Origin of the sequence: Rhodococcus (subgen. Prescottella) equi, from assembly GCF_003013675.1 — a bacterium.
Lineage (GTDB): Bacteria > Actinomycetota > Actinomycetes > Mycobacteriales > Mycobacteriaceae > Prescottella > Prescottella equi.
In genome coordinates this window covers 676,143-700,162 of the sequence record NZ_CP027793.1, presented here as the reverse complement: position 1 = coordinate 700,162, position 24,020 = coordinate 676,143, and the positions used below count along the sequence as shown (strand labels likewise).

The following is a 24,020-nucleotide window of genomic DNA, read 5'->3' as shown; positions in this document are numbered from 1 at the left end:
GCACTCGGTCACCGCCGCAGATCCCACACGCTGTCCAGCGACCCCAGCTTGTGCGGGTTCCGGATCGCGTAGACGCGGGTGATGCGGCCGTCCTCGACGACCACGCTCACCGCGGTGGCCTCGCCGTCGACGTCGATTCGGATGCCGGGCATCCCGTTGAGCCAGGTCGTGGTCGTCGCGAAACCCGGCAGCGATGCCGCCTTGGACAGGAAGACCGCCACCCGGCGGGCGCCGACGATGGGCTTGCGCGCCGCCGTCGCGATGCCGCCGCCGTCGGCGACCACCACGACGTCCGGAGCGAGCACGTCGACCAGCGCCTGCACATCACCGGTGGAGACGGCGGCCAGGAATTTCTCGACCACCGCCTGCTGCTGGGCTCGGTCGACCTGCATCCGCGGTCGGCGTGCCCCGACGTGCTCGCGCGCCGGGTGCGCGATCTGCCGCACGGAGGCCGGCCTCCGGCCCACCGCTTCCGCGATCTCCGCGTACGGCATCTCGAAGACCTCGTGCAGCACGAACACCGCCCGTTCGACCGGCCCGAGGGTCTCGAGAACCGTCAGCATCGCGATCGACACGTTCTCGGCCAGCTCGACGTCGTCCGCGACGTCGGGGGTGGTCCGGTTGTGCCAGGTCACTTCCACCGGTTCGGCCACGTCGCCGAGCATCCTGCGCGACATGCGCTTGACCACCGCGCCGCAGATTCCGGTCAACTCGGCCCGGGGGATCCGGGTTCTGCTGGTCATGATTCCTCCTCCGCTCGTGTGCACTCGGATCACGTGCACTCGGCATGGAGACACCGGCCGGAGGGAAGGTGTGACACAGCCTTCGAACTCTCCGCCCCTCAGTCGACCGGACTCGTAGTGGGCACCCGGTCGGCTCCACGCCGCACCACCGTCATCGGCCGGCGCTCCACCCGGGGGCCCGAGGGGATCACGCGTTCGAGTGTCCGATGCAGCGCCCACGCGATCGGGACGGAGAACGCGACGGTGACGACGAATACGCCGACCGTCGAGCCCTGGAACGTCCGGTAGCCGAGCATGTCGACGACGAATTCCATGACGACGAGATGCACCAGGAACATCTCGTAGGAGATCTCCCCGAGCCACACCATCGGGCCCGACGAGCACAGCCGCCCCAGCGGGCCGGGGCGATCGCCGATCACGAGTGGCGCCATCAGCGCCGTCGCGAACAGCAGGTACAGCATGGATTTGCTGATCGCCTCGGTCGCGTTCGACGGCACGATGGTCGCCTCCCCGGCCAGCGGGGTGCACGCGAGCAGCAGGAAGTAGAGCGCGAGCAAACCCGTTCCGTACGGGTTGCAGCGCCTGATCGTCACCGACGCCAGCGCGAGCAGCATTCCGCCCGCGAACCATGCTACGAATCCGGGCAGCCACAGCCGGGCGGTGAACGTGATGTCGGTGCCGTGGGTGATCGACGTCCACAGCGGAGAGACCGCGACGAGGGCGAGCAGTGCGATCGCGAGGCGCATGGGGTGCCACTCCCGCCGGCAGACGACGACCACCAGCAGCCAGCCGATCACCGGTAACAGCAGGTAGAACGTGACCTCGACCGCGAGACTCCACATCTGGGTGAGACCGGTGTGCAGATGGCCCGGACCGTAGATCTGGGTGAGCGTCATGTTCCGCAGGAAGCCCGACCAGCCCAGCCCGGTCTCGCCAGCGTCGTCCCGGAACAGGTAGATCGCGTACGTCGCGGCGACGGTGATCCAGTACGCCGGCAGGATGCGGCGGGCGCGATGCCACAGGTACGTCCGCGTCGACGGCAAGGCGCGCTCCCCCGCCGCGGTCAGCAGCCATGGCCGGAACAGCAGGAATCCGGAGAGAACGAAGAAGATCGCGACCCCGATCTCGAGCCTCGAGAACGCGCCACCGGCCAGATCGGGGGTGTACCGGCCGGTCCAGAACGCCGCGTGGGCGCCGACGACCAGCAGTGCCGCGACGGCCCGCAGGCCCGTCAGCGACCGAATGTAGCCCGCCTCGCTCACGACCCGGCCTTCGGTGCGCCGACGACGGAACCGACCGGTCCCGCGCCCACACACAGTTCCAGTCCGGGCGTCTCCGGTGTGAGCCGTAGCCCCTCGCCGGCGCCGTACAGCCGCACGAAGACCTGGTTCAGTCCGGCCTCGACGGGAACCGTCACCGTGTCGTCGCTGCGATCGAGACCGACCGCGACCACACCGTCCGCGCTCGCGAAGTAGTTCAGCTGCGCCGTCCACTCCCAGTCGATCAGCGGACCGTCGAGCGGCAAGATCGCACCGCCTCCCTCCACCCGGTACCCGCAGCCCGGTTCGGGGCCCTGGCCGAGATTCCGGGTCGGCGTCACCGCGGCGGGGATCAGGCGTCCGGAGTCGTCGAGCAATTGCAGGTAGTCGGTGTGCCGGGCGAACTCCGGACGGTCCCGCAGCGGCGCGAAGAGGTGACTGGTGGTGTTGTGCGGGTAGGCGACCGGCAGCAGTACCCAGATCGAGACCGGCTGATCGAGCAGCAGCGTGTCCGGGTTCGCGGCGAGTGACTGACGGGCGTGCGCCAGGTAGTCGACGGTCGGGTTGTCGCGCCAACGTTGCACGAAGGTGACCGTCGACCACAGGCTGCTCGCGACGAACAGCGTCGTCAGCGCCGCCACGGCGACCGGCGGCACCTTCGGCAGTGGCCGGACGCTTTCGCGGCGCGGCGCACGCACGATGAGCGCCCAGCCGATGGCGAGCACGACGGCGCTGTCGGCGACGTACCGGAGCGTCTGCGCCAGCTCGTACGCCGTGTCGGGTCCGGATCGGGTGAGCACCATCGCGGCCTCGGACGCCGCGACGTAGGCGACCATCGCGATCCACACTCCGCCGGTGCGCAGGCGATACCGCAACGACCACGCCAGCGCTGCCGCCACCGCAACCCACCCGAACACCACGAGCACGAGCGGAGGGGTCGCCCACGGCGGACTGGGGGGCCAGCGATCCCACGCCCACGGACCTCCGAGCAGCGTCGGGATCACACCGAGAGAGGTTCCGTGATGCAGCAGACCGGCGGTCTGCGTCGCGCTCGGCAGTACGAATCGTGACTCGGTGAACACCAGGTACGACGCCGCCCAGCACGCGACGACCGCGGCGAGTGGAATCCACAGCGCACGCCCCTTCGCCAGGGCCGTGCGCACCGGGTGGTCGATGTCGTCGACGCGGTACATCAACACCACCACTGCGAACGCGACGATCGGCACCAGCACCGACTTCTCGAAGAACGCCAGCGACAGCGCGGCGACGATCGCGCCGGACACCGCGAACCGCATCCGCCCGGTCCGGCACAGCCGGATAGCGTCGCCCGCCACCCAGGCGAGACCGATCTGCATCGGCAGCGAGTTCAGACCGGCCGCCCACCACGCGAAGGACGGCAGCGTCAGGGGCGAGAAGAGGTAGAACGTGAGCGGCAGCAAGAGGACGGCGCGTGTGCCCAGCAGCAGTCGCAACACCCGCAACACCGCGAGCGAGGCGCCCGCCTGCAGCACGATCAGCATGATCGCCGGAACCGTCCAGTTCAGCGGCGCCACAGCCGTAGCCAGCCAGGCAGCCAGGAACGCGGCCGGCATGAAATGCCCGTCGTGGTCGTAGAACAGGAACGCGCCGGACGGCACCGAGTACTGCCCCGACCGGCTGACGAGGATCAGGTCGTCCCAGTAGAAGTCCCCCGCGAACGCGACGATGCCTCGCACCACGAGCTGAAGAGCGACGAGCGCCGCCGCGACGGCGAGAACCCGGCGTGGGGAAAGCGGCCACCAACGGTTCCGCGGCGTGTCCGACAACGCCGTCGGGTCGCCCGTGCCTGCTTCCGGAACGGTTCGCACTCGCGTACTCCTTCCAGCCCGCCGGTCACCGTCGGGGAACCTTACCGACGCAAATTAATGCGTCTCTGAGGGTCCGACGGGCCGCCGTCCGGTCGGCCTCCGACGATTGGCCCGACAGCGAAGTCCGTACACGCGTCTCGGGGATTACGGATCCACCCGCCTTTTACAGGCACACCTGTAACGGCGCCGACCGCGTAATCGGTCGGCACGGGGGCGTCGTGCGATCCAGCACGGAAATGATGTGACTTCGCGACGCACGGCTCGACACGCTTCATACCACCGCCGGCAGAAATCGGCCACTCGAGATCATGCATAGCGAAGTATCGCGACCGGAAGGCGCAATAGCCCTCGACGATCGACACCGACAGGAAGGCCGACCAATTACTCTGCGACGACTTACCACCGGCGCGTCGCACCGACACTTCCGCGCTCGAATGGCTTGCCCACGGATTACCCGCCCAGCCGTCCGAGCAGCGCGACGACCCACCGGGATTGCCCAGAATCAGCGAAATTCCCGCAGCGTCACAGAAAACCGGACGGTCTTCTTGCGGAACGTCCGAAGCACGATTCAGCGGTAATTTCTCGGGCTGCGTGCCCGCAAAGATCCACCTCGTCTGCACATCGCGGACGTTATCAGCGAGTCAGCGGAGGTGGACCCGATTCGCGGGAGCCGTGCTCGGCCCGTGATCAGTGCGCCTTGTTGTACGCCTCGGTGATTTCGGCGGAGATGCGCCCACGGGACGAGACCGTGAACCCGTTGCGACGCGCCCATTCGCGAATTGCCGCACTCTGCTCCCGATCGACGGACGGTCGCGAGGACGTGGCGCCGGCGGCGGCCGAACTCTTTCCGCCGCGACGACTCTTCGTCACCTTGCGTGCGTGCGAAACCCACACCTCGAGCTGCTCGCGCAGTTTCGCAGCATTATCGGACGACAGATCGATCTCGTACAGAACCCCATCCAGGCCGAACTCGACAGTTTCATCGGCAGTCGCGTTCTGATCGACGTCGTCGATGAGCGTTACGGTGACCTTCTTTGCCATGGGGTCAATTCCTTCCGAATCTTGCGACCTGCTCGGACGCTAACCGCCTGTCGGCGACTCGAATGCAATAGTACCCCGAGTCACCGAATTCGATGACTCAGCATTGGAATTTAATATAAAGCCGCCGGTCAGCGCGCGGAAGGCCGGACAATTGGGAACAGGATCGTTTCCCGGATTCCCAATCCGGTCAGCGCCATGAGCAGACGATCGATTCCCATACCTGTTCCAGTGGTCGGAGGCATACCCTGTTCCATCGCCGCCAGGAACTCCTCGTCGAGAACCATTGCCTCGTCGTCACCCGCCGAGGCCAGGCGCGCCTGATCCATGAAACGCTCGCGCTGAATGATCGGATCGACCAGCTCGGAGTAGCCGGTGGCCAGCTCGAATCCGCGGACGTACAGATCCCACTTCTCCGTCACCCCCGGCAGGCTGCGGTGCTGACGCGTCAGCGGCGACGTCTCCACCGGGAAGTTCCGCACGAAGGTCGGCTCGAACAGCTGATCACCGCACTGGTGCTCCCACAGCTCCTCGACGAGCTTGCCGTGGCCGTAGCCCTTGTCCTTCGGGACCTCGAGTCCCACCCGCTCGGCCAGCGCCAGCAGTTCCTCGACCGTGGTGTCGGGAGTGACGTCGACGCCGATCGCGGCGGACAGCGACGGATACATCTCCATCGTCTTCCACTCGCCGCTCAGGTCGTACTCGGTGCCGTCGGCCAGCGTGACGACCTGCGTGCCGAACGCCGCCTGCGCGACTTCCTGGACGAGCTCGCGGATCATCTTCGCGGAGTCGTCGTACGTGCCGTAGGCCTCGTACGTCTCGAGCATCGCGAACTCCGGAGAGTGCGTCGAATCGACACCCTCGTTACGGAAGTTGCGGTTGATCTCGAACACCTTCTCGATACCGCCGACGACGCAGCGCTTGAGGAACAGCTCCGGCGCGATGCGCAGGTACAGGTCGATGTCTAGCGCATTCGAGTGCGTGACGAACGGACGCGCGGCGGCGCCGCCGTGCAGCGTCTGCAGCATCGGCGTCTCGACCTCGAGGAAGCCACGGCGCTCGAGCGCGTTACGCAGCTCACGCACCACCGCCACACGCTTGCGCGCCATGTCGCGGGCCTCGGGACGGATGATCAAGTCCGCGTAGCGCTGACGGACGCGCGACTCCTCGCTCATCTCCTTGTGCGCGACCGGCATCGGGCGCAGCGACTTCGCCGCCATCTGCCACGTGTCGGCCATGACGCTGAGCTCACCGCGGCGCGAACTGATGACCTCGCCGTGCACGAACACGAAATCGCCGAGGTCGACGTCGGACTTCCACGCCGCGAGGGCGTCCTCACCGACGTTCGCCAGGCTCAGCATCGCCTGCAGCTGGGTGCCGTCGCCCTCCTGCAGCGTCGCGAAGCAGAGCTTGCCGGTATTGCGGACGAAGATGACCCGGCCGACGACGCCGACCTGCTCGCCGGTGCTCGAGTCGGGCTCGAGATCGGGGTACTTGGCACGGATCTCCGCGAGGCTGTGAGTGCGTGGCACGGAGACCGGATACGGCTCCTGCCCCTGGGCGAGCAGACGCTCCCGCTTCTCGCGGCGGATCCGGAGCTGCTCGGGGGTGTCGTCTACTGGCTGCGCGGGTGCTTCACTCACGGGGTACAAGACTATAGGGCGGCGCTCGTCGAGCTTGGCGCCGGTATCACGTCTTGCCTTCGGATCCGCCGGACGTCGGGGGTCAGTGCGCCGACACCGATGCCAGTTCACGGGTGCAGTGGCGCTCGCCCATCAACGCGCCGAGCAGACCCGCCGCCTTGATCGCCTTGTAGCCGCCCACCAGATCGGTGGCCTTGTGCAGCCCGAGCTGCCGCAACGACGCCGCCGCAAGGCTCGAGGTGTAACCCTCGGAGCACACGATCACCCATTCGACGTCGTGGTCCACCGCGAGCGCGAGGTGCGCGTCGCTGGACGGATCGAGCCGCCACTCGAGGACGTTGCGCTCGACCGCGAGCGCCCCGGGCAGTGTGCCCTCACGCGCACGCTGCGCCTGCGGGCGAATGTCCACGAAGATCGCGCCGCGGCGGTGAGCCTCGACGAGTTCGAAGACGTACATGCGGTCGAGCTGGGAACGAGCGTCCTCGAGCATCTGGTCGATGGTCACTTGGAGCCCCCTTCGGGCAGATCGGTCAGCTCGGTACGGGTGCGGCGCAGCGCGCCGTGTTCGGTGACCTCGTAGTAGGACATGGCGGTGAGCGGCGGCGAGTACGCGTGCACGCTCAGTGTGGGTTCGGTGCTGTCGGTGGCGGGGCCGGGAGCACGCATGACGTCGTGCACCCACCCGAGCGGGAAGGCAGCCTGATCGCCGGCGTCGAGGGTGCGGCGACGCAGATCGCCGTCCGTCCACCGGTACTCGGCGAGGCTGCCGCTCAGCACGGTCAGCGCACCGAAAGATCCTGCGTGGTCATGCAATTCGGTGGACTTGTCCGGAACCCAGCTGATCAGCCAGACGTCGACGTCGTCGTCCGAGGACAGCCGCGTGGACCAGCGCTCGTGCGTCGGGAACGCCGCGGGCAGCAGGTGGTCGTGCCGACCCTCGATGACGTCGGCGGCACCCTGGTCGGTGATCCGGAGCAGGTCGGCGGGACGCAGTCGCGTGGGCAATGACGATCCGAGACGACGGACGTCGGGGTGAGTGGAGAGGTCGAGCGCAGACGTGGAGACGCCGAAAGAAGAAGAAGGCATGAGCAAAGCTCCAGGAAGTGAAATTGGTCAAGGCAGCGTTCAGCCTCGACAACACTCCTGGGCGCTCATGCAACGGAACATGTCGAACAGTGTGACACAACATCGCCGACAGGGAAACCCCGAACACGCGTGGCGACGCGCAACTTCGCCTCAGATCTCGCTGCGACGCGCTCCACGACGCGCGAGATTGCGCTCGTACACCAGACGCAGACCCTCGAGCGTCAGCTCGGGCTCGTGGTGTTCGACGGTCTCGCACTCCGGCATGATCAACGGCGCACTGTCACCGGTCGCGATGACGGCGACGTCCGCGCCACCGAATGCCGTGAGCTCCGCGCGAACTCGGCGCACCAGACCGTCGACCAGGCCGGCGAATCCGAACACGGCGCCGGACTGCATCGCTTCCACGGTGTTCTTCCCGACCACCGACCTGGGGCGGATCAGTTCGACCTTGCGCAGCGCCGCCGACTGCGACGCCAGCGCATCCGTGGAGATCTCGAGGCCCGGCGCGATGGCGCCACCGAGGAACTCCCCCTTCGCCGACACGACGTCGATGCACGTCGACGTCCCGAAGTCCACGACGATGCACGCACCGTCGTAGAAATGATGCGCCGCAAGACTGTTGACGATTCGGTCGGCCCCGACCTCCTTGGGGTTGTCGACCAGCAACGGCACCCCCGTGCGCACCCCGGGCTCCACCACGACGTGCGGTACGTGGTCCCAGTAGCGGCCCAGCATCACCCGGATCTCCCGCAGCACCGACGGCACGGTCGACAGCGCCGACACACCGGTGACCTGTTCGGCGTTCGCACCCAGCAGGCCCCGGAACTTGAGCGCCAACTCGTCGGCGGTCATCCGCGGATCGGTGCGCATCCGCCAGTCCTGCACCAGCTTCGAGTGCGAGCCGCTGCCGGTGAACAGCCCGAGAACGATGTTGGTGTTCCGGACGTCGACGGTGAGGAGCACCGTCCTACACCAGACTGGAGAGCATCCGGGGCGTGATCAGACCGGAACCCTCGGGCGCGTGCGCGGGGTCCGAGCCGAGCTCGACCGGCTTGTTGTCGCCGTCCACGAACACGACGCGCGGCGCGTACTCGCGGACCTCGTCCTCGTTCATCACGCCGTAGGCGATGAGGATGACGAGGTCGCCCGGGTTCACCAGATGCGCTGCGGCACCGTTGATCCCGATGACACCCGAGCCGCGCTCGCCGGTGATCACATAGGTCTCGAGGCGGGCGCCGTTGTCGATGTCGACGATCGTCACCTGCTCACCCTCGAGCAGGTCGGCCGCCTCCATCAGATCCTGGTCGACGGTCACCGAACCCACGTAGTGCAGGTCGGCGTGCGTGACCGTCGCCCGGTGGATCTTCGACTTCATCATGGTGCGCAACATGTTCGGCCCTTCGGTGTGTCTGTGGGAGGAGGTCAGTAGATGTCCGCGACGGCCGGGTCGCCCGGCTGGGTGTCGCGCTCGAGGAACCCGGTGCCGACTGCGACACCGACGTTGTCGATCAGCCGGGTGGTGCCGATACGGGCGGCGACCAGGAGACGACCGTCGCCGCGCTCCGGGGCCGGCCCGAGATCGACGCCGCGAACTTCGAGGTAGTCCACCTCGATCGCGGGGACGGCGTCGAGCACGGCACGGGCGGTGCCGAGGATCGCCTCCGCACCACCGGCCGCGGAGTGGGCACCCGCGACGAGCGCCGCCGACAGCGTGGTGGCCAGCTGCCGCTGGTCGGCGTCGAGGTAGCGGTTGCGCGACGACAGCGCCAGGCCGTCCTGTTCGCGCACCGTCGGCACCCCGACGATCCGGACGTCGAAGTTGAGGTCGCGGACCATCTGCCGGATGAGCGTCAGTTGCTGGTAATCCTTCTCACCGAAGAACGCGGCGTTGGGCGCAGCGATCTGCAGCAGCTTCGCGACGACGGTGAGCATGCCGGCGAAGTGCGTCGGACGGCTCCCGCCCTCGAGTTCGGCACCCAGCGGACCCGGCTGCACCGTGGTCCGTGGCCCGTCCGGGTACATCGCGGAGGCGGTGGGCGCGAACACCAACTCGACACCCTCGGCACGCAGTAGTTCCAGATCCGCGTCGAGGGTGCGCGGGTAGGCGTCGAGGTCCTCGCCCGCGCCGAACTGCAGCGGATTCACGAAGATCGACACGACCACGACAGCACCGGTCAGCTTCGCCTGTCGGACCAGCTCGATGTGCCCGGCGTGCAGGGCGCCCATCGTCGGCACGAGAGCGACCTGACGGCCGACGCCGCGCAGCGCCTTCGACACCCGCGTCAGGATCGCGGGGTCGTGGTGCACGGTCAGTTCGCCGCGCTTGTATCCGCCCTGCAGTGCAGAAGCTTCGGTCACAGTGCTCACCTTCGGTCCTCGAGTACTTCCATCAGTTCGGGCTTGGATCCCGTGCGTTGCGCGGTCCGCCGCGACAGGGCGCGATAGCCGGCGGCCAGTTGCGGGTCGACGCCCTCGAGAACCTCGAGATGCTTCGCGACTGCGGCCGCGTCTCCCCGGGCGACGGGGCCGGTCAACGCGGACTGTCCACGCCGCAGGGCGTTGTCCAGCGCCGCCGAGAGCAGCGGCTGCAGCACCCGCTCGGGCAGCCCGTTGGGATCGGAGCCGACCAGTTCCTGGCCGAGCAGTTCCTGCCCCTCGAGCGCCACACGCAGCGCATCCACGGCGTCGACGACCAGCGTCACCAGGTGGTTGCTGCCGTGCGCGAGCGCGGCGTGGTACAGCGGGCGGACGTCCTCCCGGACCCGGACGGGTTCACCGCCGATCTCGAGCACGAGCGACTGGCCGATCGCGTAGCCGATGTCGTCGGCGGCGGTGATGCCGAAGCAGGCGTCGGACAGCCGTGCGGTGTCCTCGGCATGGCCGGTGAACGTCATCGCGGGATGGATCGCCAGCGGGACGACGCCCTGCGCGGTGAGCGGTTCGAGAATACCGATGCCGTTGGCGCCGGAGGTGTGCACGACGATGGTGCCGGGGCGTACCGATTCGGTCGCGGCGAGACCCTTGATCAGTCCCGCGAGTTCGTCGTCGGGAACCGCGAGGACCAACAGCTCCGCGCGGGCCGCGACCTCGGGAACCGGAAGGATCTCGCTGTCCGGCAGTCGCGTCTCGGCGCGGTGGACGGAAGCGTCGGACACCGCGGAACAGGCGACGACCAGATGACCGACTCGCTCCAAAGCGGAGCCTACGGCTGTGCCGACCCGACCCGCGGAGACGATTCCGACCGTCAATCGCGCAGGCGCAGGCCCATTGGTGATCCCGAAAGAGGTCACACTTGTCCTCTCGTTCGTTCCAGTCCCGCTCGGCGGGTACCAGACGTCCTGCGGAGAGGATAGCGCCGCGCGAAGAGGCGCCGCCACGGGCTACAGACGTGATCTACAGCTCACTCGCGTGCGACGCAGAACGGTTACTCTGCCCGCCGGCGCCGGCGCGGCGCGCTCCCGCTCGATTCCGCGGACTTCATGTTGGCCATGATCTCAGCGACCGAGAGTCCGCTCGAGTGCGCACCCGCGGGCTCGGCGTCCTCGGACAGGCGGCGCGAGCGTCGCGAGGTGGGACGTGCGGAGTCGTCGAGCTCGGACTGCGACTCCGCCTCCGGCTCCGGCTCGGGTTCCGGCTTCCGCTCCTGCACGGGCTGCGGTTCGGGCTCAGGTTCGGGCGCGGGCTGCGGTTCGGGCGCGGGCTGCGGCTGAGTCTTCTCGGCCTTCTCGACCTTCTCCGCCTCGTCGTCCACAGCCTCGACATCGAGGGGTTCGGGCTGCACGACCGTCGTCTCGGCCGTCATCGGCTCGTCGTACGGGGTCGCGAAGGACGGTCCCCGCGGGGCCGGAGGCTGGTTGTCGTTACGTGCCGGCTTCTCCGCCCCGGGAACGAACAGTCCCGACGCGGCGGGCTGGTAGCCGCCGGCGATTTCCTGGACGCGCATCGACTCCGCGCGCAGTGCCACGCGGTCTTCGGGCAGGCGGCCGTCGAACAGGACCTCGAGGTTCTTGCGCAGCGCCGCGAGTTCCTCGCGCAGCGCCGCGATGGTCTCGGCCTCGGCGCCCAGTTCTCCGCGAACTCGCACCTCGACACCGAGTTCGTATTCGCGGCGTGCGGTGATCTCGCGCTCGAGCTGCAGTTCGTACACCTTCTGCAGGTCGCGAACCTTGGCCTTGTCGAGCGCGGACTCACGGCGGTACTTCGTCATCGCGATGGCACCGAGCGTGGCGGCCCACAGCGCGACGACCAGCCCCACGCGCAGGAGCTGGACACTTTCACTGAAAATCAAGAGGAGCGACGCGACCACGGCGAGCACGACGAGGCCGGCGACGATCATCTGGCTCGCACTACGCCGATTACGGCGTACTTGCTTGGCGCGACCGGGAACCGTCATGCGATCAGGGTAGCCGGACCGGGAGAGTTCCCAGCTCCGGACACAACGGTGGCAACAATCCGTTATGCCCGTTTGATCCGAGGTGTGTGCCGCTCAATGCGCCGGCTCGTCCGGGTGGTCGTCGGGCGTGCGGCAGCAGTGCTCGAGCCACAGTGCGGCAGCCACCAGCAAAACGGCCGCAATCAACCCGACGATGACGCCCGAACTGTCGGACACGGCCGCCCGCAGGTGCGACCTCTGTGGCCACAGGAACACCAGAAACCCCGCCCAGACACCCGCGCTCGCCGCTCCGACCAGTGCGGATGCCTTCGCGAGCGCGACCGCCCGGGCCGCGGTGATCGGGTGCAGCTGCCTCGGCCCGTCACCGATCGCGTGCTCGCGCACACGTGAGCGGACGACGAAAGCGAGAATCGTCTCGATGAGCGCAACCGGGTACAGCGACGCCCCGGCATAGACCGGGATCGGGGGAAGCGAGCCGTACGCGACCCGCAGCAGAAGCCACGTCGCCACTGCCGCGAGCAGCGACAGTGACAACAGGTCCCAGATCCGGGTCGGCTTCATCACAGTTACCGTAGTTCCAGTCGCTGCGTCGTCCGCCGAACTCCGTCCCTTTCACTCGCGTCCAATTGCGCGAGCAGCTCGTCCACCCGCACGTCCACCCCGTCGACGTCGAGCGTCGCATCGGGTTCGACGGCGAGCCACGGCACGAGGACGAAGGCACGCTCGTGTGCCCGCGGGTGCGGCAGTGTCAGTTCCGGGTCGTCGCTGCGGATGCCGTCGCACGTGACGACGTCGACGTCGAGGGTGCGGGGGCCCCACCGTTGCTCGCGGACACGATCGGCCGAAGCCTCGAGCTCCTGCCCGCGCCGCAGCCAGCCGTGGGCATCGGTGCCGGGGTCGTCGACCACGACGATCGCGTTCAGGAAGTCCTGCTGCTCGACGCCGCCCCACGGGGCCGTCGCGTACACCGGGGAGACCGCCACCACGTGTTCCCGGAGACCGTCGACCACACCTTGCAGGTGGGCGAGGCTGTCACCGATGTTGGATCCGATGGACAGGACGGCCCGGCTCATCGGCGGATCCCGGCGCCGGCGCGCGAGCGGGTCGCCACGACCGCGACGTCGGCGAAGGTCAGCGGGATCGGGGCGGACGGCTTGTGCAGCACCACCTCGACGCCGCGGACGCGGTCGTCGCGCATGACGTCGTCGGCGATCTCGGCGGCGACCGTCTCGATCAGATCCCGCGCCGGGCCACCCACGATCGCGGCGGCGCGCTGCGCCAGGTCGCCGTAGTCGAAGGTGTCCTGGAGATCGTCCGACGCCGCCGCGGGAGCGAGGTCCATCCACAGCGTCACATCGACGTAGAAGTCCTGACCGTCCCGCTTCTCGTGGTCGAACACCCCGTGGTTGCCGCGGACCTTCAGTCCCCGCAACTCGATGCGATCACCCGAGACTTCCGGGACATCCGGGCCACTACCGCCACCGCTCACCGCCACCTCCTGGCACAAACGAGAATCAACTCTGGGCACCTCGCGCCCACGCCGACGCCACCGCGATCGCATCGAGCGAGGCCTGCGCGTCGTGCACACGTACGCCCCACGCGCCGTGCATCGCGGCGAGCGCCGAGATCACCGCGGTGGCCGTCTCCCGCCCCGACGGCGGCCGCACCACCCCGTCGGCGTCGGCGAGCAGCGATCCCAGAAAACGTTTCCGCGACGCCCCGATCAACACCGGGAAGCCGAGTTCGACGAATTCCGGAAGCGCGTGCAGCAACTGCCAGTTGTGGTCGGGGTCCTTGACGAAGCCGAGACCGGGATCCAGCACCAGCGCCGACGGATCCACCCCCGCCGCGATCGCCGCGTCCACCTGGACCATCAGCTCGTCGCGGACGTCGCGCACCACGTCGTCGTAGTGGGTCGAGCCGCCGGCATGCACGAACTCGCCCGCGGGCCGCCAATGCATCAGCACCCAGGGCACCCCGGCGTCGGCGACGACGCGGGCCATGTCGGAGTCGGCACGCCCACCCGAGACGTCGTTGACGATGGTGACGCCCGCCTCGATCGCGGCCTGCGCAACCGATGCCCGCATGGTGTCGACGCTTACGGTCACACCCTCGTCCACCAGAGCCGCGACGACCGGGGCCACGCGCTCCGCTTCGATCTTCGGATCGACGCGGGCGGCACCCGGCCTGGTGGACTCGCCACCGACGTCGACGATGTCCACACCGAGCCGGTGCAGGTGCACACCGTGCGCGACGGCCGCGTCCCGATCGAGGAACTGCCCACCGTCGGAGAAGGAATCGGCGGTGACGTTGAGGACGCCCATCACGACGGGGCGGCCGGGGCGCGGTAAGGCGATCACTTGCGCAGGATCAGATCCAGCGCCTCGGCACGCGAAGCAGAGTTCGACTGGAACAGTCCCCGCACCGCCGACGTCGTCGTGCTGGCGCCGGGCTTGCGGATGCCCCGCATGGCCATGCACAGGTGCTCGGCCTCGACGACGACGATGGCGCCACGCGGAGCGAGCTTGGCCATCAACGCGTCGGCGATCTGGCTGGTGAGCCGTTCCTGCACCTGCGGACGCTTGGCGTACAGATCGACCAACCGGGCGAGCTTCGACAGGCCGGTCACGCGACCCTCCGGACCCGGGATGTAGCCGACGTGGGCGACACCGTGGAACGACACCAGGTGGTGCTCGCACGTGGAGTACATGGGGATGTCGCGGACGAGGACCAGCTCCTGGTGTCCCTCGTCGAAGGTCGTGTTCAGGACGTCGTCGGGGTTGGTGTACAGACCCGCGAAGACCTCGCGGTACGCGCGTGCGACGCGCGCCGGGGTGTCCAGCAGACCCGGGCGGTCGGGGTCCTCACCGACCGCGAGCAGCAACTCGCGAACAGCCGCTTCCGCGCGCGCCTGATCGAAAGGCCTCCCAGTGGCGAGGGCGACCGACTCGCTCCCCAGCTGATTCACCGACAACCGACCGCACCTCCAGTATCGGGGCTGACTGCCCTGGCCCACCCAGGTAGGAGTGGGCCAGGGCCAAGCCTAGTTGCGAGCCGACTACTGCGAGCCGCTCGGCCCCTCCCATGCCTGCGTCCGAGCATCGTCATCAGACCGTCCGGTCCCTTCAGTCCCAGGTCGGGCACCCTGGCCGCCCGGCTGCGGATTCGGGGGCTCCCACTGCGGGTACTGCTGCCAGCCACCGTGCTGAGGCCGATTCCGGCTGTCGGCGCCTTCCTTCGGCGGCCAACCCGGCGCCGACCAGCCGGCCGGGGCACCGTAGTCGGGCATCGTGCCGTGCGGCGGCTGCTGCGCCTGGGGCCGGCCCGGCGGGTAGGACTGCTCGGGCCGTGGCGCCCGGTTCGGATCCGTCGCGTCGTGCCCGTTCACCGGAGCCGTCGACTCCCGGTGCGCGAACGCGGGCTGCGGGATCGCCTGCGTGGGCTCGGCAACCGGCGGCCACGTCTCGCCCCGCTCGACGGCGAGCTCGCGCGGCGTCTTGATCGGCGGCTTGTCCGACGGCGTGCGCTCGCCGAACACGTTGAACGCCGTGATCCGGGGACGCTTCTCGACGGACGTGAAGATCTCCTCCAGATCCTTGCGCGTGAGCGTCTCGCGCTCGAGCAGTTCGCGCGCCAGGATGTCGAGGACGTCGCGGTACTCGTTGAGGATGGACCACGCCTCGGTGTGCGCCGCCTCGATCAGGTTGCGCACCTCCTCGTCGATCTCGCGGGCCACCTCGTGCGAGTAGTCGGAGTTCATGCCCATCGAGCGACCCAGGAACGGATCGCCCTGCTCCTGGCCGTACCGCACCGCACCCAGCTTGGCGCTCATGCCGTACTCGGTGACCATCGCACGAGCGATCTTGGTGGCCTGGTCGATGTCGGACGACGCACCCGTCGTGGGCTCGTGGAACACGAGTTCCTCGGCGGCGCGTCCGCCCATCGCCATCACCAGGCGGGCGATCATCTCGGACCGCGTCATCAGACCCTTGTCGTCCTCGGGCACCGTCATGGCGTGACCGCCGGTGCGCCCGCGAGCCAGGATCGTCACCTTGTAGATGGGCTCGATGTCCGGCATCGCCCAGGCGGCGAGTGTGTGGCCGCCCTCGTGGTACGCGGTGATCTTCTTCTCGTGCTCGGAGATGATCCGGCTCTTGCGGCGCGGGCCGCCGATCACGCGGTCGACGGACTCCTCGAGCGCCGCCTCGGTGATCACGGTGCCGTTCTCGCGGGCCGTCAGCAGGGCCGCCTCGTTGATGACGTTCGCCAGGTCGGCGCCGGACATGCCGACGGTGCGCTTGGCGAGGCCCTCGAGGTCGGCATCCTGCGCGATCGGCTTGCCCTGCGAATGCACCTTCAGGATCGCGCGGCGGCCCGCCAGGTCTGGGGCGCCGACCGGGATCTGCCGGTCGAAGCGGCCCGGGCGCAGCAGGGCCGGATCGAGGATGTCGGGGCGGTTGGTCGCGGCGATCAGGATGATGCCCTGGCGGTCACCGAAACCGTCCATCTCGACGAGCAGCTGGTTGAGGGTCTGCTCACGCTCGTCGTGTCCGCCGCCCAGTCCGGCGCCACGCTGGCGGCCGACGGCGTCGATCTCGTCGACGAAGATGATGCAGGGGCTGTTCTGCTTGGCCTGCTCGAACAGGTCGCGCACGCGGGATGCGCCGACACCGACGAACATCTCGACGAAGTCCGAACCGGAGATCGTGAAGAACGGCACGCCGGCCTCGCCCGCGACGGCGCGCGCCAGCAGCGTCTTGCCGGTGCCGGGGGGCCCGTACAGCAGCACACCCTTGGGGATCTTGGCGCCGAGCGCCTGGTAGCGCGCGGGGTTCTGCAGGAAGTCCTTGATCTCGTACAGCTCTTCGACCGCCTCGTCGGCGCCCGCGACGTCCGCGAACGTCGTCTTCGGCATGTCCTTCGACAGCTGCTTGGCCTTCGATTTGCCGAAGCCCATCATTCCGCCGCGCCCGCCGCCCTGCATGCGGTTCATGACGAAGAAGAAGATGCCGAGCAGGATGATCATCGGCAGCACGAACAGCAGGATCGACGTCAGCCAGCTCTCCTGCGTCACGCTGGTGTTGTACTGCTCCGCCCCGGACCCGGCGACCTTGTCGAACACTTGCTCGGAGGCGGCACTCGGGTACTTCGCGATGATCTCGGTCTTGCCGTCGGTGGCGTCGTCGCCGTTCTTGAGCCACAGGCGCACCTGCTGTTCGCGGTCGTCGATCTGCGCCTTGTCGACGTTCTTGGCGTCGAGTTGGGCGATCGCCACGGAGGTGTCGACCGATTTGAAGCCGCGCGTGTCGTTACCGAAGTAGCTGAAGGCGTAGATCACCAACAGGACGCCGGCGACTATCGCCAGGTTGCGGAACACAGTCTTGCGGTTCATACAGGTTCGGCCACGGCGGCCGGTCCTTTCGGTAGTGCGGGCTACGCTCGTGCAGGTTCACGGGTCATCAGTCCGGCGTACCGGACAAATCAACTCCCGGCTGTCCGGACATCTCAGATTACCGCGAACGATGATGCTCGATGCCTGGTAGCAGCCATCCACTCCGAGAAGTGGGGTCATTGCGTTCAACGCACGACGGTGCCGTCCTGGTTCCCGGCCGGAGCCGATCGGGGGCCGTGGCCACCCGTTTCGTGCCGCATCTCACACACCGGGGTGCCGCGACCATCCCTGACGACGCTCGATTTCGGCGGCCACCGCGAGAATCTGCGACTCACCTCCGGGAGGCGCGGCTATCTGCACGGCGAGCGGTGTTCCCGACCCGCTGTGCATACCGACCGGAACACTCGCGGCCGGCCAGCAGAGGACGTTCCAGAGCGCACTGAACGGGGCATATCGTACATTTGCGACGACGTTGGCCGCCCACGACTTCTCGCTCCACTCGATGGCGGGCAGCGGTGGTTGCGCGAGGGAGGGCGTCAGGACCACGTCGTGCTCGTCGAAGAACCGGCGCATCCGCGCCTCCAGGCGTTCCACCTGAGAGGCGCGGACCAGGCCCGCCCGCTCCACCACGCGTCCGATCGCGACGTGGCGTCGGGTCCGCCGCTGCAGCAACGCCGGGTCCAACTCGGCGGCATCCGCCGCGGTGCCGGCGAACCAGCGGGCGAACGCCGCGGTCATGTTCGGCGGATACGGCACCTTCGTGCCGACGGTGTGGTGACCGCCCGCGCCCAGCAGCGCCGCCGTCGCCTCCACACCCCGGGCCCATTCACCGTCCAACCGCACGATCGGCGACGGCGTGTTGGTCGCGACCCCGATTCGCAGCGGCCGCGGTGCGGGCACCTGCGCCAGGTCCGGCCGATCGGCGAGCACCGCGAGCATCAGGGCCGCGTCCTGGACGGTCGACGCGATGGGGCCGTTCTCCGACATCCCGAACCACGAGTGCACACCGAGTTCGGCCGGGACGAGTCCCCGGCCCGGCTTGATACCGAAGACGCCGCACGCGGCGGACGGAATCCGGATCGATCCCATCCCGTCGGCGGCGAGCGCTATCGGCACCATCGCGTCGGCGACGGCCGCGGCCGAGCCGCCCGACGATCCGCCCGGCACGAGCGCCGGATTCCAGGGATTGCGGGTGATCCGCCCCGGGGAGTCGACGGCGCCCCACACGCACAGTTCGGGGACCGCGGTCAGCCCCACGGGGATCGCCCCGGCCGCCCGCAGCCGCGCGACGGTGGGGTGATCGTGGGCCGAGGGCATCGGGCTGGTGGCCACCGAGCCGTCCCGCATCGGTTCGCCGGCCACCTCCACGTTGTCCTTGATCGCGACGGGCACTCCCGCGAGCGGCAGATCGGAGAGATCCTCGCGTTCGGTCAGCCTGCGCGCCTCGGTGAGCGCGCGGTCCCGCATCACCCGTACGAAGGCGTTGATCCGGGGGTCCCGTTGCTCGATCCGGCCTAGCGCGTCCTCGACGGCGGCGACGGGAGACAGCTCACCCGCGCGGACCCGGGCTGCGATCGACGTGGCGGTGAACTCCTCGACCAGATGATCTCGCACCTGCCGAGTATCCGTCCGTCGGCGATAAGATTTCGAGTACCCCGAGGGGTGAGTTGTACCCACCCTTCTGCACTCCCCATCTTCGGACGGTGACGAGTGATGGACGGTTCAGTCGAATCGACCGCCGGCGCCACGAGAGCCGCGGCGTCGACGGTCACCGGTGTTCAGCCGGCCGAACCCGGAACCCGGACGGTGTCGTTCCTGGCCGATGTCGTGGCCCGCTTCGCGTCCGCATGGGAAGCACCCGGCGACGGCACTCCGCCGGACCTGGAGTACTTCCTCCCCGGCGGTCTGCCGGTGGGCGACGCCCTGCGCCGGGCGGCGCTGGTCGAGCTGATCAAGGTGGATCTCGAGTACCGGTTGCTGCGCGCCGACCGACCGAGATCGCTGGCGTCGTACTGCGAGGAGTTCCCCGAACTGCGGTCGAAGCCGCTGCCCCCCGACCTCATCTACGAGGACTTCCACCTGCGCCGGCGCGGCGGGCACACCGTCGACGTCGCGGAGTACGCACGGGAATTCCCGGAGCACGCCGACCGGTTGACGGACGTGCTCGACGGCGCCGGCGACTACCGCAGCACCCTCGTCGCGCAGCCGGGCGCGCAGCATGCGCTCGACCAGGTGGAGGTCGGCGACCACATCGACGACTTCGACCTGCTGACCGGGCTCGGCCGCGGATCGTTCGCCCGGGTCTTCCTGGCCCGGCAGCGGTCGATGCAGCGGCTGGTGGCGGTGAAGATCTCCCACGACCACGGCACCGAACCGCAGACACTGGCCCAGCTCGACCACGACTACATCGTGCGGGTGTTCGACCAACGCCAACTGGCCGACCGCGAGCTGAAGCTGCTGTACATGCAGTACGTGCCGGGTGGCACCCTGCTGGACGTCCTGCGCCGGGTGCGCGAACACCCGCCCGGGCATCCCCGGACGGGGCGGCTGCTGCTCGAGTCGATCGATGCGGTTCTCGAGCGCAAGGGCGAGATCCGGCCGTCGGATTCGAGCGTGCGCGACGAGCTCGCGACGCTGACGTGGCCCGAGACGGTGGCGTGGCTGGGCCGACGTCTCGCCGACGCGCTCGACTACGCCGACCAGCACGGCGTACTGCACCGCGACATCAAACCCGCGAACGTGTTGTTGACGTCGGAGGGCGTGCCCAAGCTCGCGGACTTCAACATCAGTTTCAGCGATCGCGTGGCGGGCACCAGCCCGGTCGCGTACTTCGGCGGCTCGCTGGCCTACATGTCCCCCGAGCAGCTCGAGGCCTGCCACCCGGAGATGTGCGGATCGGCGGCCGATCTGGACGCGCGCAGCGACATCTACGCGCTCGGGGTGATGCTGTGGGAGCTGCTCACCGGGCGGCGTCCGTTCGCGGACGAGAGCGGCGCAGGCGAGTCGGCGACCTCCCTCGAGCGGATGCTCGGGCTGCGCCGCCGCGAGATCGACCCACAGTTCCGCGACGAGCTGCCCGACGACTGTCCGGCCGCGCTGCGCCGCGTCCTGCTCACGTGCCTCGCCCCCGACCCCGACGGTCGATGGGCCACCGGGGCCGAGCTGGCGCAGCAGTTCGACCTGTGCCTCGACGCACGCGCCCGCGACCTCGTCGACCCGCCCCCGACCAGCTGGCGGTACCGGCTGCGGCCGTGGATGATCCCGATCGTCGCGTTGGGTGCGGGGGTCCCGAACGCGCTGGCGGCGATGTACAACTACCACCACAACCAGACGCTGATCATCAGCGAACTGTCCGCGGAGGCGCAGCAACGGTTCGTCGAGGTGTCGCGGGTGATCAACAGCGTGCTGTTCCCGCTCGGGTTCGTACTGATCGTCTACTTCTGCCGCTACGTCATCTCCGTGCCCCGTGGTCTGCGCAAGGGCCGCACCTACGACGCCGCCACCCTCGCCCGCGCCCGCGCCGACACGCTGCTGATGGGCGACCGGATCGTCGCCGTGGTGTTCGCGCTGTGGCTGGTGGCGGGCATCGTGTTCCCGGTGTCGCTGCAGATCGCGGCCGGCAGCATCCCGCAGGGCGCGTACGTGCACTTCCTGGGATCCCAGATCGTGTGCGGCGCGATCGCCGTCGCGTACCCGTTCTTCCTGGTCACGTTCTACGCCGTGCGCTGCCTGTACCCGTCACTGCTGCCGCACGGCATCACCAGCAGCAGCGACGAGCGACGACTCCGCGGACTGGACCGGCGCAGCACCATGTACCTGGCGGTGGCCGCGTCGGTGCCGCTGGTCGGGGTGGCCGGGGTGACGTTCCTGTCCCCCGACGAGATCTCCGTCGTGATCTATGCCGTCCGGGTGCTGTGCGTCGGCGGCGTCATCGCGTTCGTCTTCGTGTACTGGCTGTTCCGCCTGCTCGAGGAGGATCTGCGGGCACTCGAACGCGTCGTGTCCCAGGGGACCTATCCGCCGTACACCTTGGGGTCGAGGGTGCCGATGTAGGGCAGGTCGCGGTAGCGCTCGGCGTAGTCGAGGCCGTATCCGACGACGAACTCGTTGGGGATGTCGAAGCCCACGTGCGCGACGTCGACGTCGACCTTGCACGCCTCGGGCTTGCGCAGCAGTGTGACGACCTCGAGCGACGCCGGGTTGCGCGTGCGGAGGTTGCGCATCAGCCACGACAGCGTCAGTCCGGAGTCGATGATGTCCTCGACGATCAGCACGTGCCGGCCGGCGATGTCCTTGTCGAGATCCTTGAGGATCCGCACCACGCCGGACGACGACGTCGACGAGCCGTACGAGCTGACGGCCATGAACTCCATCTGGGTGGGGATCGGCAGGGCCCGCGCGAAGTCGGTCATGAAGAAGATCGCGCCTTTGAGGACACCCACGAGCAGCAGGTCGTCCTGCATCGATTCGTCGGCGTAGCGCGCGGCGACGGCCTCGGCCAGTTCGGCTGTGCGCTCCTCGATCTGCTCCTCGGAGATCAGTACCGATGCGATGTCGCCCTCGTACACGGAGCATTCCCTTCAGTCGTTCACGAACCCCGCGGACAGCCTGCCACGCCGCCGGGATGCAACCAACCTGACTCCCGTTCTCCCGCCGCCGAGCGCGACGCCGCCCTGCCCGCGCCAGCGGCCGACGAGGTCGTCGACGGCACGTAACTGCTTGTCCGTCAATGCCTTCGCTCCCAGGTCGAGGAGCCACAGCCGCAGGACGCGGCGCCGCACGGCGACCGGAACGTCGACCAGGTACTCGATCACGAGGTCATTTCCGTCACGTGCGGACGCGACGGCCCGTTCGGCGAGTGTGTCGAGGACCTCGCCGTCCTCGCGGAGGTGTTCGGCGGTCCGGGCGAGCGCCTCGGCGACACCGCCGCCGAGGGCGTCCTCGAGCAGCGGCAGCACCTCGGTGCGCAATCGGACCCGGGTGAATGCCGGGTCCGCGTTGTGCGGATCCTCGTGCGCGGCCAGGCCCAGCTCGGCGCACGCCCGACGGGTGACGTCGCGGCGCACCCCCAACAGCGGGCGGCCCCACGGCGCGTCGTAGCCGGCCATCCCGCGGATCGACCGGCCACCGGAGCCGCGAGCGAGGCCCAGCAGCACGGTCTCGGCCTGGTCGTCGAGGGTGTGGCCGAGCAGTACCGGGCGCCCGGCGCGCGCGGCGTCGAGGGCTGCGTAGCGGGCAGCGCGGGCGGCGGCCTCGAGCCCCCCGGGTCCGGTGACGTCGACGGGCACGACGTCGGCGCCGGCGCAACCGAACTCGAGTGCGCGGGCGGCCGCGGCGGCGGCGACCTCGGCGGACCCGTCCTGCAGGCGATGGTCGACGACCACGGCCCGCACCGACGGTGCCTCGGCGACCGCGGCCGCCGTGAGCGCCAGCGAGTCCGCGCCGCCGGAGAGCGCCACGACGACACCTCCCGCCGGGTGGTGCCGGGCCAGCCAGGCGCGCACCGCGTGCCTGACCTCGAGAATCGCGGGCTCCTCCGGGAGCAGCGGCGGCGAGGACGGTGCGCTCACCCGAGGACCCGGGCGATCCACGCGTCCGGATCATCGACCTCGGCGGTGACGGGCAGCGCGTCGGGGCCATACCAGATCGCGTTGAACTCGTCCATCCCGACCTTGGCGACGACGGTGTCGACGAACACCTTGCCGCGCACGTACTGCGCCATCTTGGCGTCGATCCCGAGCAGCGCACGGACGACGCGCTGGACGGGGTTGCTCTTGCGGTGACGGCGCGCGTCGAACGCCTTGCGGATGCGGACCACCGACGGCACGACGTCGGGTCCGACGGCGTCCATCACGTGGTCGGCGTGACCCTCGAGCACCGTGCCGAGCATCAGCATCCGGTCCAGCGCCTGCCGCTGCGGCTCGGCCTGTGTCGCGCGCAGCAGTCCGACGATGCCGCGCTGGTCCGGGGGCAGGTCGTCGCGGCGGCGTTCGCGCAGCGCACCCGCGAGCCGGGTGACCATCTCGGTCATCGGTTCGTCGGCGGCCTCGCCGAGCGTGGCGACGGACCGGCGCATGTAGTCGCCCATCCACGGCGCCGACGAGAACTGGACCCGGTGCGTGACCTCGTGCAGGCACACCCACAGCCGGAAGTCGCTGGGCGGAACCCGCAGCGTGCGCTCCACCTGCAACACGTTGGGGGCGACGAGGAGCAGTGCGCCGTGCTCACCGGTGAACGGGTCGTACTGGCCGAGGATGGCCGACGACAGGAACGCCAGCATCGCCCCGGCCTGGAGTCCGCCGGGTTTGCCGGCCAGCAGCGTCTTCTGCCCGGCCTCGAGATCGGAACCGGTGAGCTGTGCCATCGACTGCGCGGCGGCGCGGATCCAGCCGGCCCGATCGAGGACCTGAGCCTCGGGGATCGGCAGCCCGTCGGCGAGCCTCGTGACGTCGCGGACCGGTCCTTCGGCGCGGATCGACGCCTGCGCGAGTTCGGCGACGACGCTCTCCGCGGTGTAGCGGGACGTGGCCGGTCCGGCCGGGGCCAGGCGGGCACCGGCGCGCGCGGCGACACCCCAGTCCACTGCGTTCGCGAATCCGTGCTCGGGCTCCGTCACCTC

General features: G+C 69.1%; 23 protein-coding genes. 1 reads left to right on the top strand and 22 read right to left on the bottom strand.

Annotated elements, in window-relative coordinates; translation table 11 throughout:
- Positions 1 to 8: 8 nt before the first annotated feature.
- From C7H75_RS03210 to C7H75_RS03120, 19 genes are all read right to left on the bottom strand, one after another.
- Entirely contained in the window at positions 9 to 743 is a 735-nt protein-coding gene (locus C7H75_RS03210; protein ID WP_064079604.1) for a sigma factor-like helix-turn-helix DNA-binding protein, read from the bottom strand.
- A 98-nt stretch (positions 744 to 841) separates the two neighbouring features.
- Positions 842 to 2,005 (bottom strand): acyltransferase family protein, encoded by a 1,164-nt coding sequence (locus C7H75_RS03205; protein WP_064079605.1) that lies wholly within the window; start codon positions 2,003 to 2,005, stop codon positions 842 to 844.
- Entirely contained in the window at positions 2,002 to 3,849 is a 1,848-nt protein-coding gene (locus tag C7H75_RS03200; protein WP_106850928.1) for a hypothetical protein, read from the bottom strand. The genes C7H75_RS03205 and C7H75_RS03200 overlap by 4 nt, the downstream gene beginning before the upstream one ends.
- Positions 3,850 to 4,536: 687 nt before the next feature.
- Positions 4,537 to 4,890, bottom strand: coding sequence for a histone-like nucleoid-structuring protein Lsr2 (locus C7H75_RS03195; RefSeq protein ID WP_005515728.1), 354 nt, complete (start codon positions 4,888 to 4,890; stop codon positions 4,537 to 4,539).
- Between the two features lie 128 nt (positions 4,891 to 5,018).
- Complete coding sequence (gene lysS, locus C7H75_RS03190; protein ID WP_022593961.1) at positions 5,019 to 6,530, bottom strand: lysine--tRNA ligase; 1,512 nt, start codon at positions 6,528 to 6,530, stop codon at positions 5,019 to 5,021.
- An 82-nt stretch (positions 6,531 to 6,612) separates the two neighbouring features.
- A complete protein-coding gene (locus C7H75_RS03185; RefSeq protein WP_005515730.1) occupies positions 6,613 to 7,035 on the bottom strand; it encodes a rhodanese-like domain-containing protein in 423 nt (140 codons plus the stop codon).
- Positions 7,032 to 7,616, bottom strand: coding sequence for a cysteine dioxygenase (locus tag C7H75_RS03180; RefSeq protein ID WP_005515731.1), 585 nt, complete (start codon positions 7,614 to 7,616; stop codon positions 7,032 to 7,034). Before C7H75_RS03180 ends, C7H75_RS03185 begins: the two co-directional genes overlap by 4 nt.
- 150 nt (positions 7,617 to 7,766) lie before the next feature.
- Complete coding sequence (locus tag C7H75_RS03175; RefSeq protein ID WP_022593959.1) at positions 7,767 to 8,579, bottom strand: type III pantothenate kinase; 813 nt, start codon at positions 8,577 to 8,579, stop codon at positions 7,767 to 7,769.
- Positions 8,580 to 8,583: 4 nt separating this feature from the next.
- The gene (gene panD / locus C7H75_RS03170) at positions 8,584 to 9,006 is read right to left on the bottom strand and encodes an aspartate 1-decarboxylase (RefSeq protein ID WP_005515735.1); all 423 of its coding nucleotides are present in this window, start codon (positions 9,004 to 9,006) and stop codon (positions 8,584 to 8,586) included.
- Between the two features lie 32 nt (positions 9,007 to 9,038).
- On the bottom strand, positions 9,039 to 9,983 hold the full coding sequence (gene panC / locus C7H75_RS03165; protein ID WP_013414785.1) for a pantoate--beta-alanine ligase: 945 nt from the start codon (positions 9,981 to 9,983) through the stop codon (positions 9,039 to 9,041).
- Positions 9,980 to 10,906, bottom strand: coding sequence for a Rossmann-like and DUF2520 domain-containing protein (locus tag C7H75_RS03160; protein WP_005515738.1), 927 nt, complete (start codon positions 10,904 to 10,906; stop codon positions 9,980 to 9,982). Before C7H75_RS03160 ends, panC begins: the two co-directional genes overlap by 4 nt.
- 134 nt (positions 10,907 to 11,040) lie before the next feature.
- Positions 11,041 to 12,009: a DUF6779 domain-containing protein gene (locus C7H75_RS03155; protein WP_106850927.1), complete on the bottom strand. Its 969-nt coding sequence runs from the start codon at positions 12,007 to 12,009 to the stop codon at positions 11,041 to 11,043.
- A 93-nt stretch (positions 12,010 to 12,102) separates the two neighbouring features.
- Complete coding sequence (locus tag C7H75_RS03150) at positions 12,103 to 12,570, bottom strand: DUF3180 domain-containing protein (protein WP_005515741.1); 468 nt, start codon at positions 12,568 to 12,570, stop codon at positions 12,103 to 12,105.
- A 5-nt stretch (positions 12,571 to 12,575) separates the two neighbouring features.
- On the bottom strand, positions 12,576 to 13,082 hold the full coding sequence (gene folK / locus C7H75_RS03145) for a 2-amino-4-hydroxy-6-hydroxymethyldihydropteridine diphosphokinase (protein ID WP_064077718.1): 507 nt from the start codon (positions 13,080 to 13,082) through the stop codon (positions 12,576 to 12,578).
- Entirely contained in the window at positions 13,079 to 13,498 is a 420-nt protein-coding gene (gene folB / locus C7H75_RS03140; protein WP_022593951.1) for a dihydroneopterin aldolase, read from the bottom strand. The genes folK and folB overlap by 4 nt, the downstream gene beginning before the upstream one ends.
- A 25-nt stretch (positions 13,499 to 13,523) precedes the next feature.
- Positions 13,524 to 14,333 carry a dihydropteroate synthase gene (gene folP, locus C7H75_RS03135; protein ID WP_044990435.1) on the bottom strand — a complete coding sequence of 270 codons (810 nt, stop codon included), beginning with the start codon at positions 14,331 to 14,333 and terminating at the stop codon, positions 13,524 to 13,526.
- A gap of 32 nt (positions 14,334 to 14,365) precedes the next feature.
- On the bottom strand, positions 14,366 to 14,983 hold the full coding sequence (gene folE, locus C7H75_RS03130; protein WP_005515748.1) for a GTP cyclohydrolase I FolE: 618 nt from the start codon (positions 14,981 to 14,983) through the stop codon (positions 14,366 to 14,368).
- An 84-nt stretch (positions 14,984 to 15,067) separates the two neighbouring features.
- Positions 15,068 to 17,401: an ATP-dependent zinc metalloprotease FtsH gene (ftsH, locus tag C7H75_RS03125; RefSeq protein WP_106850926.1), complete on the bottom strand. Its 2,334-nt coding sequence runs from the start codon at positions 17,399 to 17,401 to the stop codon at positions 15,068 to 15,070.
- Between the two features lie 261 nt (positions 17,402 to 17,662).
- On the bottom strand, positions 17,663 to 19,015 hold the full coding sequence (locus C7H75_RS03120) for an amidase (protein WP_106850925.1): 1,353 nt from the start codon (positions 19,013 to 19,015) through the stop codon (positions 17,663 to 17,665).
- Between the two features lie 99 nt (positions 19,016 to 19,114).
- On the opposite strand from C7H75_RS03120, the gene C7H75_RS03115 reads away from it, so the two are divergent.
- Positions 19,115 to 21,454 carry a serine/threonine-protein kinase gene (locus C7H75_RS03115; RefSeq protein ID WP_106850924.1) on the top strand — a complete coding sequence of 780 codons (2,340 nt, stop codon included), beginning with the start codon at positions 19,115 to 19,117 and terminating at the stop codon, positions 21,452 to 21,454.
- On the opposite strand, the gene hpt is transcribed toward C7H75_RS03115, so the two are convergent.
- The 3 genes from hpt to C7H75_RS03100 are packed head-to-tail and all read right to left on the bottom strand — an operon-like array spanning position 21,415 to position 24,017.
- Positions 21,415 to 21,969, bottom strand: a complete 555-nt coding sequence (hpt, locus tag C7H75_RS03110) for a hypoxanthine phosphoribosyltransferase (protein WP_005515752.1) — start codon at positions 21,967 to 21,969, stop codon at positions 21,415 to 21,417. The genes C7H75_RS03115 and hpt overlap by 40 nt on opposite strands.
- Positions 21,970 to 21,981: 12 nt before the next feature.
- Positions 21,982 to 22,971 carry a tRNA lysidine(34) synthetase TilS gene (tilS, locus tag C7H75_RS03105; protein WP_233281851.1) on the bottom strand — a complete coding sequence of 330 codons (990 nt, stop codon included), beginning with the start codon at positions 22,969 to 22,971 and terminating at the stop codon, positions 21,982 to 21,984.
- Complete coding sequence (locus C7H75_RS03100) at positions 22,968 to 24,017, bottom strand: Rv3626c family coenzyme F420 biosynthesis-associated protein (RefSeq protein ID WP_106850923.1); 1,050 nt, start codon at positions 24,015 to 24,017, stop codon at positions 22,968 to 22,970. Before C7H75_RS03100 ends, tilS begins: the two co-directional genes overlap by 4 nt.
- Between the last annotated feature and the right edge of the window lie 3 nt (positions 24,018 to 24,020).

Excerpts from the sequence above, each read along its gene's own strand:
- C7H75_RS03155 (WP_106850927.1), bottom strand. The coding sequence starts at position 12,009 with ATGACGGTTCCCGGTCGCGCCAAGCAAGTACGCCGTAATCGGCGTAGT.
- folP (WP_044990435.1), bottom strand. The coding sequence starts at position 14,333 with ATGGGCGTCCTCAACGTCACCGCCGATTCCTTCTCCGACGGTGGGCAG.
- C7H75_RS03180 (WP_005515731.1), bottom strand. The coding sequence starts at position 7,616 with ATGCCTTCTTCTTCTTTCGGCGTCTCCACGTCTGCGCTCGACCTCTCC.
- C7H75_RS03210 (WP_064079604.1), bottom strand. The coding sequence starts at position 743 with ATGACCAGCAGAACCCGGATCCCCCGGGCCGAGTTGACCGGAATCTGC.
- C7H75_RS03195 (WP_005515728.1), bottom strand. The coding sequence starts at position 4,890 with ATGGCAAAGAAGGTCACCGTAACGCTCATCGACGACGTCGATCAGAAC.
- C7H75_RS03150 (WP_005515741.1), bottom strand. The coding sequence starts at position 12,570 with ATGAAGCCGACCCGGATCTGGGACCTGTTGTCACTGTCGCTGCTCGCG.
- panD (WP_005515735.1), bottom strand. The coding sequence starts at position 9,006 with ATGTTGCGCACCATGATGAAGTCGAAGATCCACCGGGCGACGGTCACG.
- ftsH (WP_106850926.1), bottom strand. The coding sequence starts at position 17,401 with ATGAACCGCAAGACTGTGTTCCGCAACCTGGCGATAGTCGCCGGCGTC.
- C7H75_RS03115 (WP_106850924.1), top strand. The coding sequence starts at position 19,115 with ATGGACGGTTCAGTCGAATCGACCGCCGGCGCCACGAGAGCCGCGGCG.
- folK (WP_064077718.1), bottom strand. The coding sequence starts at position 13,082 with ATGAGCCGGGCCGTCCTGTCCATCGGATCCAACATCGGTGACAGCCTC.